Source organism: Nostoc sp., assembly GCF_036917515.1.
In the GTDB taxonomy this organism is placed as follows: Bacteria; Cyanobacteriota; Cyanobacteriia; order Cyanobacteriales; family Nostocaceae; genus Nostoc.
Genome location: NZ_JBALDE010000189.1, coordinates 24049 through 37926 on the forward strand (window position 1 = coordinate 24049; position 13878 = coordinate 37926).

The window sequence follows — 13878 nt, forward strand, 5'->3', positions numbered from 1 at the left end:
ATTCCCAACTTCTTCAAAAAGTCGGAGATCGGCAATATGTTTCAGTTAAAGGTAAAAGTCTTTGCCAATGACCAATGACAAATGACTAATGACTAATTTGTGTAATCGGAATTTCAATCCAAAATTCTGTACCTAACCCTGGCTGAGAATCACATCTAAACACACCACCGTGTTTATCTACGACAATCTGGTAACTAATTGACAACCCCAAGCCAGTGCCTTTTCCCACTGGCTTAGTTGTAAAAAAGGGATCGCAGATTCTTGCTCTAAGAGCTTCAGGTATTCCTGGTCCATTGTCTGCAATGCGAATAACTACACTCTTGATATTATCTTCAAGTTCTCCAAAAGCAGTATGGATAGTAATTTGATTGCTATGAGGTTTTGATTGAGAGTAATCTTCTAAAGCATCGATCGCATTGCTTAAAACATTCATAAATACCTGATTTAGCGGTCCAGCATAGCACTCTACTAAAGGAAGGTTAGTATATTCTTTAACTAATTTAATCGCCGGACTTTCTGGTTTTGCTTTCAAGCGATGCTGCAAAATTAGCAGGGTGCTATTAATGCCCTCATGAATATCAACTGGTTTTTTTTCTGCTTCGTCAAGGCGAGAGAAATTCCGTAAACCCAAAACAATCTGACGGATGCGATCAACCCCAATTTTCATGGAAGATAGGGTTTTAGGCAAATCCTCCATGATAAATTCTAAGTCGATCTCGAAGGCGCGATCGCTAATCTCAGGGCTAGGGTTGGGAGTATTTTGTAAATAGAGCTCTAGGATACTAAGTAAATCTTGGGTGTAATCATTGACATGATTGATGTTGCCATAAATAAAGTTCACCGGATTATTAATTTCGTGAGCAACACCAGCTACCAGTTGACCTAGTGAGGACATTTTCTCAGTTTGGATCAGTTGGGTTTGAGTTTGCTTTAAATCATGCAAAGCTTGAGCCAGCTTTTGGGTCTGCTCTTTGGTTTGATTATGTAATTGAGCTTGTTGAAGTGCAACCCCAAGCTGATTGGCAATTTGAGTAATAAACTTAATTTCCGAGGCTTCCCAATGGCGGGGTGCAGAATTCTGGTAAGCTGCTAACAAGCCCCATAGCTGTTGCCCGATAAATATAGGTGCGATCGTATAAGCTCTTGCTTGAATTTGCTCTAAAGCCGTAATATGGCATTGAGAGTGACCAACTTCATAGATGTCATCAACTACAAAGGTTTCATTGTGACGATATCGCCCACCTTGGGTTTCCTGTAAATAGCTATCTTGCCAAATTGTATTGGTATCATAACTTACTAGCTTTAACCAGTTATCACCCACAAACTCGGCTATATATTCACCACTCCAATCAGCCTGGAAGCGGTAGACTGCAACTCGATCTGCTTGTAATGATTTACAAATTTCTTGGGTGGTTGTCTGAAAAATCGCATCTAAATCGAGAGATTCTCTAACTTTCGCCACTACTTCAAACAATACCCGTTGTTGTTCTGTTGCTTGTTGCAAATCTAATGTCTGTTGTTGTGTCTGAGAGAGTAAATCAGCTTGCTGGAGTGCTACGCCCATTTGGGCTGCAATCTGACTGAGAAAGTTAACTTCAGAAGTTTTCCATTGCCGGGGGCCAGTGTGTTGATAAGTTGCTAGTAAACCCCAAAGTTTTTGCCCAACAAAAATTGGAGCAAGCACAAAAGCATGAATTTGAAACTGCTCTAAATTGTCGATATGACACTGAGCAAACTCCATCTTGTAGATGTCATCGACCGCAAATGTTTCATTGTGGCGATAACGTCCTCCCTGTGTATCTTGTAAGAAGGTGTCATTCCAAATTGTATTAATACCTAGTTCGGACTCATTCGACCAATATGGACTAGCAGCCTCGAAATCTCCGACAAATTCACCACCCCAATTAGAATCGAAACGATAAACAGAAACGCGATCGGCTTTGATTAATTGACAAACTTCTTTAGTAGTAGTTTGAAAAATCGTATTTGTGTCCAGAGATTCCCGAATTTCGGCAATAACTTTAAACACAGCCTGTTGTTGTTCGGCTGTCCGTTGTAACTCAGCAGTGCGTCTTTTAACTTGTTTTTCTAAATTTTCATTGAAGACTTGTACTTGTTGGTATAATTCATACTGCTGAATTGCGGAAGCAAAGTGTTTACTGAGGTTTCTAGCCAGTTCAATCTCTTCAACCGTCCATTTTTGAGCTTGTGCTTTTTTAAATTCGCGCCAAACCTCAAAGGATTGTCGGGGATACTGTTGCCTTTGATCGCTATCATACTGCCCCGCCCAGAGAGTTTCTGTATCTATTTCGCTGCGGAAAATACTTAAGTAGCCCAGTAATTGCTGACGATATTGGAGCGGGATCATCAACATACTGCGAATTCTAGTTGGTTGAAAAGCAACTTGCAAACTTCGCAACTCAGAAATTTTATATATATCTGAAATTGCCCAAACATCGTATTTATTAGACTTGTAGTGTTCTTGCCAGATACTATACTGTTCTATAAGTGGATATATAGTTTGTTCTGGCATTACGGGTTGCTCTCCACAGATATAAAGCTTGATACAAGTATTTCCTGGTATTAAGCATTCTATTAAGCTGATAGCGTTGCCATTGTGGAAATCAAAAGCTTCATTTCTAAGGCAAAGCCTGCCACCAACTCCATTAAAGGCAGCAACAGCCTCTTCTAAGGCTGGCTGTAATACAATTGTTGGCAGTGAATGTAGGAGAGTCGCAATACGATTAACGATCGCTTCTCGTTCGGCTGTTTTGCGAACTTGAGTCAGAAGGGTACTTTGAGCGATCGCCATTGATAGCTGCTCGACTACCATTTGTATTGCTTCTAGTTCATATTCTGAAATCAAACGCGCTTCAGAGTTATGAGACACTAGCAGCCCCCAAAGCCGATCTTGATAGAGAATAGGTACTACCACAGAGGATTTTACCCCCATTGCCGTCAAATATTCAACATGACAGGGGTCTACAGGGCGGTAACGGATCTCCTCTGATATAGTTTCTCCATTATCCAAGTCATGCAGGTGAATTTGACCAATCTCTTTAGTATCAACGTTTACAACAGAACGCACCCGTGATTTGATAAATAGTTCACGAGCGGTGGGTGGAATATCATCAGCAGGGAAATTCAGTCCTAGTAGTGATGGCAAACGATTTTCGTAAATTGACTCAGCAATCACTTGACCACTACCATCAGGATGAAATTTGTAAATCATCACTCGGTCAGTTTTTAATAGCGATCGCACCTCTGCCGTTGTCACTGTGATAATTTCTTCCAACTCTAAGCTTCGTCGGATACGGTTTGTAATGCGGCGTAGTAAACTTTCTTCATGGCGACATAAGGACAAATCTGGTTCAGGATTGGAGGTCATTGTTATAGAAAAATAAATTAATATTTTGAAAATTGACATAATTAAATCTAAAGACATTTTGAAATTTATTTCATCATTTTGTCTTCAGTAAAACTACGGTCAAATCACTAGTAAAAATATTTATTTGCCTTTTATAAAAGTTTACCAAAAAATTATAAAAAAAGACGCTAAAAAAGTTGCGTCTGTACTAAGTACAAGAGAAAATTCTTGCTTTTTAGTTTTAATTTTTTGTTGACAGAGTAACGTTCAACAAAATTAAGCTCTTGTGTTGTCAGCAAAGCGGATTTTTAGATAGTCATTTTCCATCTTTGCTCCGCCTGGTTGTAGTGCTGCTAAAGCTTGTGGCAAAACTAAGTTACGACGATGGTTGCCAATAGTAATGTTTAATTCGTCTCCGGTTTTACTGAGTTGAACTTGGTCTTTAGGAATACCAGGTAAGTAAAGTTCTAAGCTATATTGGTTTTCCTCTTGTACCACTCTAAGAGTTGTTTCTTTGTAATAAACCTGAGTTGGATCTTCATCTTTATAAAGAGTTTCTTTCAGGCGTTCTAATGAAGCTAATCCACACATTTCCTCAGGAAATAGGGGAACTTCTTTCACAGGCAAGGGGTGAAAATCATCATGAATTTCTTGGCGATATTGCTCCTGACTTTGCTTCCAACGTTGGAAAAATGGATCTTGGACTTCACTAGGGATAATCCGATTAGCCACGACTAAATCTGTTGCAACGTTATACAAACTCAGATAAGCATGGGCGCGGAGTGACTCTTTAATCACCATTTTTTCGGGATTGGTGACAAGACGCACTGAGGTTTGAGTATTATCTGTTAATACTTTTTCCAGAGCTTCAATTTGTTCATAAAACTCATAAGGTGCATCCATTACCTCTTTATCAGGTAGCGAAAAACCAGCAATTGGTCTAAACAAAGGTTCAACCAGAGGTCGAAGTGCCACCGAGATGTTTTGAAATGGTTTGTAAAAACGGCGCATATACCAGCCACCGACTTCAGGTAAACTCAACAAGCGGAGTGCTGTGCCGGTGGGGGCTGAGTCGATAATTAAGACATCGAACTCACTTTCATCGTAATGGCGCTTCATCCTTACCAAGCCAAAAATCTCATCCATGCCTGGTAAAATTGCCAATTCTTCCGCCTGTACGCCCTCTAAACCCCTTGCCTGTAAAACTTGGGTAATATAACGTTTCACAGCACCCCAGTTTCTCTCCAGTTCTTGCAGCGCATCTAGTTCTGCACCCCACAGATTTGGGCGAATTTTTCGAGGTGTATGTCCCATTTCCAGATCAAAACTGTCTGCTAGGGAGTGGGCGGGATCTGTACTTAAAACCAATGTATTATAGCCGAGTTCTGCACAACGAAGTCCAGTTGCAGCAGCGACGGAAGTTTTGCCCACACCGCCTTTACCCGTCATCAAAATTACACGCATAGATGCTTCTGTCCTGCCTGAGGATTTTTGACATTTATTTACATTATCGACTGTTTAAGGAAAATAAATGTTGTTTCAACACGTATAGGCATTATTATGAGTATTTACCCTAACTCATCCGTTGGGTTTTGCTGCAATAACTGGTCAAGCTTAGTTTCCAGTGCTGAGAGTTTTTTGAGAATTGTAGGGCGATCGCCATCAATAGAAATTAGTAAATTGGTTATTCTCTCTTGTATATTTGTTAATTGTGCTACTGCATTTTGAATTTGCAGCATTCCTTCTCGGAGTTCTTGGCGTTCCTGACGTGCTTCCGCCATTTCATCTAACATAGCTTGGACTGTTTTAGCATTACTCTCGAGTAGATGTTTGAGTTCTTTATCAGTCATTGCGATCGCGCTTTCGAGTTGAGTTTATTATTCACTCTAAAGTATTGGGGGATTTTGTTTCAATCCCCCGTAGAGCAGCACTGTGCTAACTTGCACTATAGTTTCATTACCTGAAAATTGCGATCAGGGCTGTTTACTAGCTCAACATTGTAAAAGCTTGCTCAACAAGCATCTTAGCCTTGTGCAAGTTCAACAGCTTTTCCTGTTCAAATCTATCTGGGTAAGTCATTTTCCTACCTTCGAGCGTTAGCCGAATCAGCGCTATTTGCTCATCTGTAGGTGAACTCATCTCATCTATCGCTGCGCCAATATACTGAAAAGTCGTGAAAGTGGGAGGCTTTAACCCTCTTCCCTGTTGCATCTGATGTAGTGCTAATTGCGGGAATACCATCAGAGAAGTGATGTAAGAAACTTTGTATCCTGGGTTTCCTGTCGGCTTGATACCGTAGCGTTGGCATAAGTCACGTAACTCTCGGATGGTTTTGATTTCAAGTTCGGAACGCGTAAACATAAAATAGAAGTGTCCATTTTTGATAGTGGATATTGGTAGGTGTCAACTTTTCCAGGGTGAACACCTACCTTAAATACAATCTATTGTTATGCGCGCATATCGTTCAAGCTATATTTACGTTTCTATATAAATGCCTAATCCTAAAGGAACACCAGAAAATTTAAACCCTATTGAATCAAACAGAGAGGAAAAGTTAATAGCGAATCTCAGCTTTCGTGTTACCGAATCTATGAAGGAAGAAGTAAAAGCTAAAGATGACCCGCCAGAATTTTGCCGTCGTGCTATCCAAAAAGCACTAGATGAAGAGAAAGATAAGTAGGGCTTATAGTAATTCCCGCATAGACAAGGTACATAACAGATTACTATAAAATAGATGCGGCAATATCTCTATTTATTTTGCCTTTGTCTCTATCTTAATTTCATCATTAGGGTCGTATGGAATAGTAATGCATTGCTTTTGCACTATTAGATCATGAGCTATACTAGCACCTTTTCTAATGCTTTCTGTTAATACACCAATACCTACATCTAGCTGGGGTTGAACATCATCTAATACTACAATTTTCCCAGAAGGTAGCATATAACTTCCAAACTCTCTTATAGAGATTTGTTTCCCTTTATTAAAAATAGCAGTGTACTCAGAAGCTCTAAACTCATGAACAAATGAGCATCGATAGAACTTATAAATAAGCGCAGCGTATGTGAATTTCTTAAGCGTCTTATTTATATCTTTGAGAGTTATCTCAGGTGGAATAGAGTTTTGTTCATGACAATCCTCATATACAATTTTTATCTCATCAATTGTTGGATCACAATAAATCCTATGGGATTCACCCTTCCATTTATCTTCTTTATTGTTTATCCATATCTTTTTAATTTCTTGCCTGAAAGGTTCCTCTATTCCCTTTTTTTCTAAAGAGTAATTTAGGAAAGGTGTACTTACTCGCTCTAAATACTGCTGTACATTCAGGTACTGCAAAAAAGAGACGAACCTATCTTGGTGAGTGATTTTTGTTTTTGCCGATGAATTAAGTACTTGATGTATATATGATAAACCATCTAAAGCTGTACAACCTATAATGTAAGAATCGATGTACAAATTGCGAAAAGGGTTATAATCCTGGGGTGGCAAAGCTATATTATGGTCTTCAAGACCTATATTTCCGCTTATTAACTTCTCACATAAATCCGCTCTACAGTAGTAAGATTTTTTAATGCGATCAGCAAAATCTCTAACTTCATTAACTTCCATAATTAATTTTATGTTACACTTATATGTCAAATGTAACATAAAATAGTAAAATTGCTAGGGTAAAGTATAATGTCCATCAATTACTTGGCTTGTACAAAGTAAAACTAAGCGAAATTGCTTGCTACTCTAACTCTTCTGGCTCAACCCCCAATTCCTTCAATCTAGCCTTCAGTTATTCTACTTGCTTTGTATCCTTTGACTTCTCATTGATAAAGATTAATGGCTTTTGTTGTTACGTTTAGTGTAATAGCAATCATTTCTTCAGACATATCAATTATTAACTTTTTCAAGAGGAAAAATGCTGTTTCACCACATCTAGGCGTGAACAGTTCCAATAATCGATATGGGAGACAATCAAACCATCAGAGTTAAGACCTAATTCACTCCAACCAGGAATAGAGATCCGTGGCTTCCAGGGGAGAGGAGTATTCCAACTAAGTGTCCACTCAGTTTTTATTGTGTCTCCTAAACGTTGAATATTATGTAAGTCCATCTTGGGATTTATAAAGCAAGTTTCGATAAACTTAATCATTGCTTTGTAAAGTTTAACACCACGAAATTTATTCAGTGGGTCTTGAAAATAAACTTCTGGAGTGTAAATACTGTAAGTTTGATTGACTGGGAATCTTTGATAGTCTTCTTTGAGGATTTCAATGATATCCATGATAGATAAATATATCTGTAAATTGCTTGAATATAAAAACTGAAAAATGGAAATTAACCCTCATTCCATAAACGTTCTAACTGACGCCGCCAAGCAGTTAGGACTTCTTCTTGCCCTTGTGAAGTTTGATCGATTTCACCCATCATTCCTTCGGCATAAAAGCGTTCTAAGCTTTGCATGGTAGCTTGCAGAGATTGTCCTTGCTGTTTTGCTGCCTGAATAATTTGCCGGATGCGGCTTTCAACTAGTTGATTAAAGACATTATCTAATCTAGCCCGATGGAGAGATAAAAGTCGGTTGATTGCATTGGATAAATCTGCACTCACTAAAGTTCCACTGTGATGTTGAAATACTCCCCAAATTACTCTTTCATATAAAGCGTAACGTACTTCTTGAGTGTCATCAAAGTTAGCTTCTAGAAACTGTTCTAAAAATGGTTGGGCTTCTTGGATGGGCAGAATAGGCAGTAAAACTCGCAGCCAAGTATTATCTTCGGAAAGCAGCACCAACAGCCGAAAAGTAGGAGTGTCTATTTGCCACGATCCAGGAGCAGTCGTAGCAACAGCCGATGTGTCAAATAATTCTGTGAGCGTAGCTGCAATTTCTTCAGGTGTCATAACTTTTTATTTAGATATAGTCTCTAGATTACCGCAGAGGTGCATCAACTTATTCACTAGAACGCTTGCTTGTCCAGTCTGAAAACGCAGTGGGGGCGCACAGCTAAATGTACGTCCCCACGAATGAATGTATTCCACTGAATTGAAATATCTGATTTAAATAAGCGAATTGCTCAAAAACACGATGCCGATCGCACAAAAAGCGAAGCCAGCAAGGCTGATTTTCCAAGGTAAAATCCGGTTTATTTCTCCCATACCCATCGCAACACCAATTTTTCTGGCACTTATGGCAACGGCAAACAGAGTTAAGCTAATACCTAGTATATAGGCAACTACTGATATCATTCCTGCCGTAACAATAGATTCAGCATTAGCGTAACCCTGAAATACACCAGCACTGATGCCCAGCAGAGCAAGCACCAAAAAGTTTAGTTGATTTGGCATCATCAGCATAGCACCAAAAACAATGGTGGAGATGGCGATGGCTGCGCCAACGCTTTCAGCGAACGCTATTTCTGTGCCTGCTAAATTTAGCTGGAATAAATGAATTACAATACCCAAAATTGTTGCGAAGACAAAACATCCAGCGATCGCAGCGCCACGAACAAACACAGATGAGAGTAAGCCAATGGCAACAATACCAATTAAACAATTCAAGCTAATTACTGGATCTGCCAATCCCCAGAGAAGGGCTTCCCAGCCGTTAGAGATGCTATGGTCAAATGGTGTTCCACTCAATGAACTCAGTAAGCTAATTAAAATTAAAGCTGCGATCGCCCCAATATGGCGATCCATCAACTTTGAGGTATTAAGTTCCCCCCAAGTACGGGATTCTGATAATTTAGTCTTGAACATCGCTATATACCAAATTAGTTTTTAGGTAATTTATACTACCCACTTACCCCAAAAAACTAACGTGGTAATTACGCTAAATTACACTAGTAGTCTACCAAGAAAACAATGCTTGGTGATACCGATTTAGATTAAGCTACTTCCACGGTTTGGAAGGTGGCATAAGTTTAGTAAATCTCATAAACTACAGAATTTATTTGATCCATCCTCAACTAATTTTCTCATGATTTGAAGAATACTTAATACAGCCGATTACTGTTACTAATTTTATCAATTACCTCTGAGTATACCAGTTTTATATAGTATATATATACTATATAAATGCGATCGCGCTGTGCCATCAGTTACCTGAAACTGAATTGAGAGTGCAACGTCAAACAAATTATGATTGGAATTGCGATATTATCCGTTCAATTTTTAACAATCAATACATATAATATATGAAAAAATCAATCATCCAAGCATCTGCTGTAATTCAAAGCACCTTCGAGTCACCTAGAGGAATTTTCTTGACGCTGGTGTTGACAAGCTTGCTATTTTATGGATTCGGACTCATTGAAAACAATTCTGCTGGGGCTATTCCTTACCCAGACGGCACTCAATTATCCAAATCACAAGCAAATGAGTTGCCGAAAGTGATCGCTAATAAAATTTTAGGAGATGCATCCTTTCGTTCCGGTCTAGGTAAACGGGAATTAGAGATTACCCAAGTCACATCGAAAACCTTTGGTAATCCCTGTGAGTTTAAATTTGGAGAAGTTTGTACCAGGGAATACAACCCGATTGAAGGCTGGGAAGTAGTTGTCAAAGTCCGCCAAGATTCGTGGACTTACCATGTAGATAAATCTAGAAAGCAAATCCTTTTAGATCCGAAAGTGAGTACTTTACAAACATTGCCCAAGGCGATCACAGATGCAATTTTGAGCGATGCCTCAAGCCGTTCTGGGGTAGAAATTGCTAATTTAAAAATTACTAAAACTACACCAAAAACCTTTGGTAATCTCTGTCAATTCAACTTTGGCGAAGTCTGCACCGAGCAGTATGACCCCGTGAAAGGTTGGGAAGTGATTGTCAAGGTTAAAGAGCAATCTTGGACTTACCATGTGAATAAATCCACTTCGCAAATAATTTTAGATCCCAAAGTCAACACCACTGAAAAAAGTTAAATGAATCACTGGCTTTGGCTTTTTCCTATCTCCTCATTCCGTGCTTTGACCATCACAGCACGGATATACTCATTTTTTCCATTGGTATAAGCTTCGCGATCGCTCCGAAAACTTGCCGCCAAATCGCGTTTTAGAACTTCGTAACGTTTCGCCTCTTCAGGATGCTTTCTCAAATAGTCACAAAATAGCTTGCGTTCCCAAAATTCGCTGTTAATCTCGACTATGTGAATATTATGAGTACGTTGCTTTCCGTATGGTGGCATTCCTTTGACAAAAAACATCCGTCTTGGATCTGGGTTTTCACGCCAATAAACGTATCCCAAAGATTCTAAAGCTAAAATAGCAGATTTTTCATCTTCTAAGGAACGCACTCCCACCATAATGTCAATAACTGGTTTGGCTGCCATTCCTGGTACTGCGGTACTTCCAATATGTTCAATTTCTACAACGAAGTCATTGCCAAGTGCCTGCCAAATCCGCTCGGCTTCTTCTGTAAACAAAGTCTGCCAGCATGGGTCATATTCGACTATATTGACCTCATCCATAGGTGAAATTAATTTGATTTAGAGCGATCGCGGTTGCTTAAATCCTTTATTTAATTGCAGTTATAGCAATTTTAATAGTATATAATAGTGGATCGTGTCGAATCAAAGCTAGACTATGCCTAAACTAAAGACTCGCAAAGCTGCGGCAAAACGATTCCGTGCCACCGGTACCGGCAAAATCGTCCGTCGTAAAGCGTTCAAAAACCACCTTTTAGAGCACAAATCTTCTGACAAAAAGCGTAATATGCGTAAGAGTACCCTTGTACACGAACGCGATGAACCTAACGTGCGGTTAATGATGCCATATTTGTAAGTATTTTAGGAAATAAATTATGACTCGGGTAAAACGCGGTAATGTAGCTCGCAAACGCCGCAATAAAATTCTCAAACTAGCTAAAGGTTTTCGCGGTTCCCATTCAACTCTGTTTAGAACTGCCAACCAACAAGTGATGAAGGCGCTACGAAGTGCCTATCGCGATCGCAAAAAGAAAAAGCGCGATTTTCGTCGCCTTTGGATCACCCGCATCAATGCTGCTTCCAGGCAACACGGCTTGAGTTACAGCCAGTTGATCGGTAACTTGAAAAAAGCTGATATCCAACTAAATCGCAAGATGTTGGCGCAATTGGCAGTCCTCGATCCAGCTAGCTTCGGCAAAGTTGCTGAATTGGCAATTCAAGCTAAAGGATAAAGGTGGTAAGGGATGTATAACAGATGTAACAGACGGCAAGCAATTACTTGGTTACATCTGGTATTATCCGCCACTATTTTTTGGATTTTTTGCTTTTCTCTAGTGGGGACGGGATTAACTGCATCTGCTGCCGAAATGTCAGCAATTCAGCAGCGAGGCCATTTAAATGTTGCCGTGAAAGATAACTTGCGTCCCTTGGGATTTAAAGATGCTAACGGTAATTTGCAAGGCTTAGAAATTGACTTGGCCAAGCGTTTAGCAGTTGACTTGGTTGGTAAAGCCGAAGCTGTAAAATTTCAACCTGTAGCAAATCGCGATCGCCTGTCTGTAGTCTTAGACAAGAAAGTTGATTTTGCGATCGCTAGAGTCACAGCAACCGAGTCACGCGCCCGCATAGTTAATTTCAGTGTTCCCTACTATTTGGATGGCACTGTATTAGTTACAAAATATCTATCTGTGCAGCAGTTGAGTAATTTGTCAAAACAAAAAATTGCCGTACTCAACAACTCTAGCACCATTCCTAAAGTGCGATACTATCTGCCAAAAGCCGAGTTAGTAGGAGTGAATTCTTATCAAGAAGCGCGAGAGAAAATAGAAAATAATGCTGCCGTAGCCTTTGCCGCAGATGCTAGTGTTCTAAGCGGCTGGGTGCAACAATATCCTCAGTATCGGCTACTGCCAATTAAGTTATCAACTGAACCTTTAGCTATAGTAATGCCCAAGGGATTACAGTACGATGAATTTAGACGAAACGTGAATCAAGCGATCGTTCGTTATTTAGAAACAGGTTGGCTCCAGCAACGCTCTGAATATTGGGGTTTACCGTAAATTGGTCATTAGTCATTAACGAATAACAAAGGACAAATGACAAATGACAAATAACAAACTTTATAATATTTGTATTTGTAGCAATGGATAACAGTCTAGCCGTTGTTTATCTCTCCATTTTGGTGGTTCTACTCACACTTGCAGCCGTGGGTGTTTTTCGCCAGATTTTCAAAACTCGCAAGATTGAAGGCTCTTTTGCAAGGTTGCGAAAGAAGTTAGAGAAAGAAAAGGGTACGACTCAAGAATATTATGAGTTAGCCAGTATTTATTCAGAAAAAAAAATGTATTCTCCAGCGATCGCGCTGTTTCAAAAAGCTCTCAAAGCTGCCCAAGAAGACGGAGAAGAAAATATCGCCCCCATTTACAACGGATTGGGTTATGTTTATTTTACTCAAGAGCAATATGACCTAGCAATTCGTCAATATAAAGAAGCCCTAAAAGCTAAACCAGACTACGTAACAGGATTGAATAATCTCGGTCATGCCTACGAGAAGAAAAAATTAAATACTCAGGCATTACAAAGTTACGAAGAAGCACTTAAATTTGCTCCAAATAACTCTATTGCTAAACGTCGTGCTGAATCTTTACGCCGTTTGGTTTCTGCTTAATTGCTAACGGATCATAATTGATCAGTTATGAACAGAGGATTATAGCCTAATACTGTTCAGTCAAGGCTAAAACTTTTTGTCAAAGTCAATTTTTTTAACGTAGACGCAAAGCGGTGAAGCAGCGCGGTCTTGGGGGTTTCCCCCATGAGCGACTGCTGTTAGCGCAGCGTTAGCGACGTAGGAGCGTCACCCAAAGGGATTGCCGCAGGCTACCGCAAAGGACGCAGAGGACGCAAAGAGAAGGAAGAAATGCTTAACTAAACTTGTATTGAATTATAGTCTTGATTTTCTGTAGGGGCAATTCATAAATTGCCCCTGCATTTCATACTTGATACGTAAGTCCTAAATATAAAAATATATAAATATTTATTCTTAAACCTTACACATCAAAGTGATAACGGATAGCTCCAGTATTTGGATCGTTGTTGACCTCAGCGTACCCCATCTTCGTTGCTTCTTGAAGCAACTCTTTGAGATGCTCTGATTCTAGTTCAGTATATATAGCCGCTTGGGCAATGGAAAGTTGCCCATTATGTTCCTTTGCAGCTTTGAGCAGTTTCTGCATTGGACTACCTGTAGATATTGGTGGCTGTATGGTTTGTAACTGTTGAAGTTGGGGAATCTCACTAATGTTCAACGTAATTGATTGATTGACACTAGGGGTTCCATTACCATGTAACCCACGCAGATAAATATTTCGCTTGTCAACCATACCAGGAATAAGAGCCAAATCAATTAGTTGACCAATCCCAAAAAAACCAATAGTGAAGAAATATATCAAACCACTACCAATCTGTCCGGTGTAGAATCTTTGCCCACCACAAATACCAAAGAAGCACAAACACCAAAGAATGTATGCGATGCCTGAATTTGCTTGCTGCATGACAGTGTACTCCAATTTACTACCATGATTACTTGTATACAGTATT

16 protein-coding genes are annotated in these 13878 nt (G+C 39.6%); 6 read left to right on the forward strand and 10 right to left on the reverse strand.

What is annotated here, in order from left to right; all coding sequences use genetic code 11:
• Positions 1 to 85: 85 nt before the first annotated feature.
• From V7K89_RS25100 to V7K89_RS25115, 4 genes are all read right to left on the reverse strand, one after another.
• The gene (locus tag V7K89_RS25100) at positions 86 to 3388 is read right to left on the reverse strand and encodes a GAF domain-containing protein (protein WP_335191997.1); all 3303 of its coding nucleotides are present in this window, start codon (positions 3386 to 3388) and stop codon (positions 86 to 88) included.
• A gap of 255 nt (positions 3389 to 3643) precedes the next feature.
• Positions 3644 to 4831: a TRC40/GET3/ArsA family transport-energizing ATPase gene (locus tag V7K89_RS25105; protein WP_335191999.1), complete on the reverse strand. Its 1188-nt coding sequence runs from the start codon at positions 4829 to 4831 to the stop codon at positions 3644 to 3646.
• Positions 4832 to 4935: 104 nt separating this feature from the next.
• Complete coding sequence (locus V7K89_RS25110; protein ID WP_292778263.1) at positions 4936 to 5217, reverse strand: hypothetical protein; 282 nt, start codon at positions 5215 to 5217, stop codon at positions 4936 to 4938.
• Positions 5218 to 5353: 136 nt separating this feature from the next.
• On the reverse strand, positions 5354 to 5728 hold the full coding sequence (locus V7K89_RS25115; RefSeq protein WP_335192001.1) for a hypothetical protein: 375 nt from the start codon (positions 5726 to 5728) through the stop codon (positions 5354 to 5356).
• A 130-nt stretch (positions 5729 to 5858) separates the two neighbouring features.
• Between V7K89_RS25115 and V7K89_RS25120 the strand changes: the two genes are divergently transcribed.
• On the forward strand, positions 5859 to 6047 hold the full coding sequence (locus V7K89_RS25120) for a hypothetical protein (protein ID WP_335192003.1): 189 nt from the start codon (positions 5859 to 5861) through the stop codon (positions 6045 to 6047).
• A gap of 72 nt (positions 6048 to 6119) precedes the next feature.
• Here V7K89_RS25120 and V7K89_RS25125 read toward each other — a convergent pair whose 3' ends face one another.
• The 4 genes from V7K89_RS25125 to V7K89_RS25140 form a co-directional block, all read right to left on the reverse strand.
• Positions 6120 to 6980, reverse strand: a complete 861-nt coding sequence (locus V7K89_RS25125) for a hypothetical protein (RefSeq protein WP_335192005.1) — start codon at positions 6978 to 6980, stop codon at positions 6120 to 6122.
• 286 nt (positions 6981 to 7266) lie between these two features.
• Positions 7267 to 7644, reverse strand: coding sequence for a DUF2358 domain-containing protein (locus V7K89_RS25130; RefSeq protein WP_335192008.1), 378 nt, complete (start codon positions 7642 to 7644; stop codon positions 7267 to 7269).
• A 53-nt stretch (positions 7645 to 7697) separates the two neighbouring features.
• Positions 7698 to 8261 carry a leucine zipper domain-containing protein gene (locus tag V7K89_RS25135; protein ID WP_335192010.1) on the reverse strand — a complete coding sequence of 188 codons (564 nt, stop codon included), beginning with the start codon at positions 8259 to 8261 and terminating at the stop codon, positions 7698 to 7700.
• A 156-nt stretch (positions 8262 to 8417) separates the two neighbouring features.
• A complete protein-coding gene (locus V7K89_RS25140; RefSeq protein ID WP_335192012.1) occupies positions 8418 to 9116 on the reverse strand; it encodes a HupE/UreJ family protein in 699 nt (232 codons plus the stop codon).
• A 437-nt stretch (positions 9117 to 9553) separates the two neighbouring features.
• Between V7K89_RS25140 and V7K89_RS25145 the strand changes: the two genes are divergently transcribed.
• Positions 9554 to 10279: a hypothetical protein gene (locus tag V7K89_RS25145; protein ID WP_335192014.1), complete on the forward strand. Its 726-nt coding sequence runs from the start codon at positions 9554 to 9556 to the stop codon at positions 10277 to 10279.
• Positions 10280 to 10284: 5 nt separating this feature from the next.
• Here V7K89_RS25145 and V7K89_RS25150 read toward each other — a convergent pair whose 3' ends face one another.
• Positions 10285 to 10824 carry a GrpB family protein gene (locus V7K89_RS25150; RefSeq protein ID WP_335192016.1) on the reverse strand — a complete coding sequence of 180 codons (540 nt, stop codon included), beginning with the start codon at positions 10822 to 10824 and terminating at the stop codon, positions 10285 to 10287.
• Positions 10825 to 10939: 115 nt separating this feature from the next.
• Here V7K89_RS25150 and rpmI point away from each other — a divergent pair, with 115 nt between their 5' ends.
• The 4 genes from rpmI (at position 10940) to V7K89_RS25170 (ending at position 12949) form a co-directional block, all read left to right on the forward strand.
• The gene (rpmI, locus tag V7K89_RS25155) at positions 10940 to 11137 is read left to right on the forward strand and encodes a 50S ribosomal protein L35 (RefSeq protein ID WP_334916457.1); all 198 of its coding nucleotides are present in this window, start codon (positions 10940 to 10942) and stop codon (positions 11135 to 11137) included.
• A gap of 19 nt (positions 11138 to 11156) precedes the next feature.
• Positions 11157 to 11513, forward strand: coding sequence for a 50S ribosomal protein L20 (gene rplT / locus V7K89_RS25160; RefSeq protein WP_179065135.1), 357 nt, complete (start codon positions 11157 to 11159; stop codon positions 11511 to 11513).
• A 12-nt stretch (positions 11514 to 11525) separates the two neighbouring features.
• A complete protein-coding gene (locus tag V7K89_RS25165) occupies positions 11526 to 12341 on the forward strand; it encodes a transporter substrate-binding domain-containing protein (protein WP_335192018.1) in 816 nt (271 codons plus the stop codon).
• Positions 12342 to 12424: 83 nt separating this feature from the next.
• Entirely contained in the window at positions 12425 to 12949 is a 525-nt protein-coding gene (locus V7K89_RS25170; protein ID WP_335192020.1) for a tetratricopeptide repeat protein, read from the forward strand.
• A 379-nt stretch (positions 12950 to 13328) separates the two neighbouring features.
• On the opposite strand, the gene V7K89_RS25175 is transcribed toward V7K89_RS25170, so the two are convergent.
• The gene (locus V7K89_RS25175; protein ID WP_335192022.1) at positions 13329 to 13832 is read right to left on the reverse strand and encodes an NINE protein; all 504 of its coding nucleotides are present in this window, start codon (positions 13830 to 13832) and stop codon (positions 13329 to 13331) included.
• Positions 13833 to 13878 lie beyond the last annotated feature (46 nt).

Bases quoted from the DNA above. Each gene is read 5' to 3' on its own strand.
- rpmI (WP_334916457.1), top strand. From the start codon at position 10,940: ATGCCTAAACTAAAGACTCGCAAAGCTGCGGCAAAACGATTCCGTGCC.
- V7K89_RS25165 (WP_335192018.1), top strand. From the start codon at position 11,526: ATGTATAACAGATGTAACAGACGGCAAGCAATTACTTGGTTACATCTG.
- V7K89_RS25130 (WP_335192008.1), bottom strand. From the start codon at position 7,644: ATGGATATCATTGAAATCCTCAAAGAAGACTATCAAAGATTCCCAGTC.
- V7K89_RS25140 (WP_335192012.1), bottom strand. From the start codon at position 9,116: ATGTTCAAGACTAAATTATCAGAATCCCGTACTTGGGGGGAACTTAAT.
- V7K89_RS25105 (WP_335191999.1), bottom strand. From the start codon at position 4,831: ATGCGTGTAATTTTGATGACGGGTAAAGGCGGTGTGGGCAAAACTTCC.
- V7K89_RS25150 (WP_335192016.1), bottom strand. From the start codon at position 10,824: ATGGATGAGGTCAATATAGTCGAATATGACCCATGCTGGCAGACTTTG.
- V7K89_RS25110 (WP_292778263.1), bottom strand. From the start codon at position 5,217: ATGACTGATAAAGAACTCAAACATCTACTCGAGAGTAATGCTAAAACA.
- V7K89_RS25145 (WP_335192014.1), top strand. From the start codon at position 9,554: ATGAAAAAATCAATCATCCAAGCATCTGCTGTAATTCAAAGCACCTTC.
- V7K89_RS25125 (WP_335192005.1), bottom strand. From the start codon at position 6,980: ATGGAAGTTAATGAAGTTAGAGATTTTGCTGATCGCATTAAAAAATCT.
- V7K89_RS25120 (WP_335192003.1), top strand. From the start codon at position 5,859: ATGCCTAATCCTAAAGGAACACCAGAAAATTTAAACCCTATTGAATCA.
- V7K89_RS25135 (WP_335192010.1), bottom strand. From the start codon at position 8,261: ATGACACCTGAAGAAATTGCAGCTACGCTCACAGAATTATTTGACACA.
- V7K89_RS25175 (WP_335192022.1), bottom strand. From the start codon at position 13,832: ATGCAGCAAGCAAATTCAGGCATCGCATACATTCTTTGGTGTTTGTGC.
- rplT (WP_179065135.1), top strand. From the start codon at position 11,157: ATGACTCGGGTAAAACGCGGTAATGTAGCTCGCAAACGCCGCAATAAA.
- V7K89_RS25100 (WP_335191997.1), bottom strand. From the start codon at position 3,388: ATGACCTCCAATCCTGAACCAGATTTGTCCTTATGTCGCCATGAAGAA.
- V7K89_RS25170 (WP_335192020.1), top strand. From the start codon at position 12,425: ATGGATAACAGTCTAGCCGTTGTTTATCTCTCCATTTTGGTGGTTCTA.
- V7K89_RS25115 (WP_335192001.1), bottom strand. From the start codon at position 5,728: ATGTTTACGCGTTCCGAACTTGAAATCAAAACCATCCGAGAGTTACGT.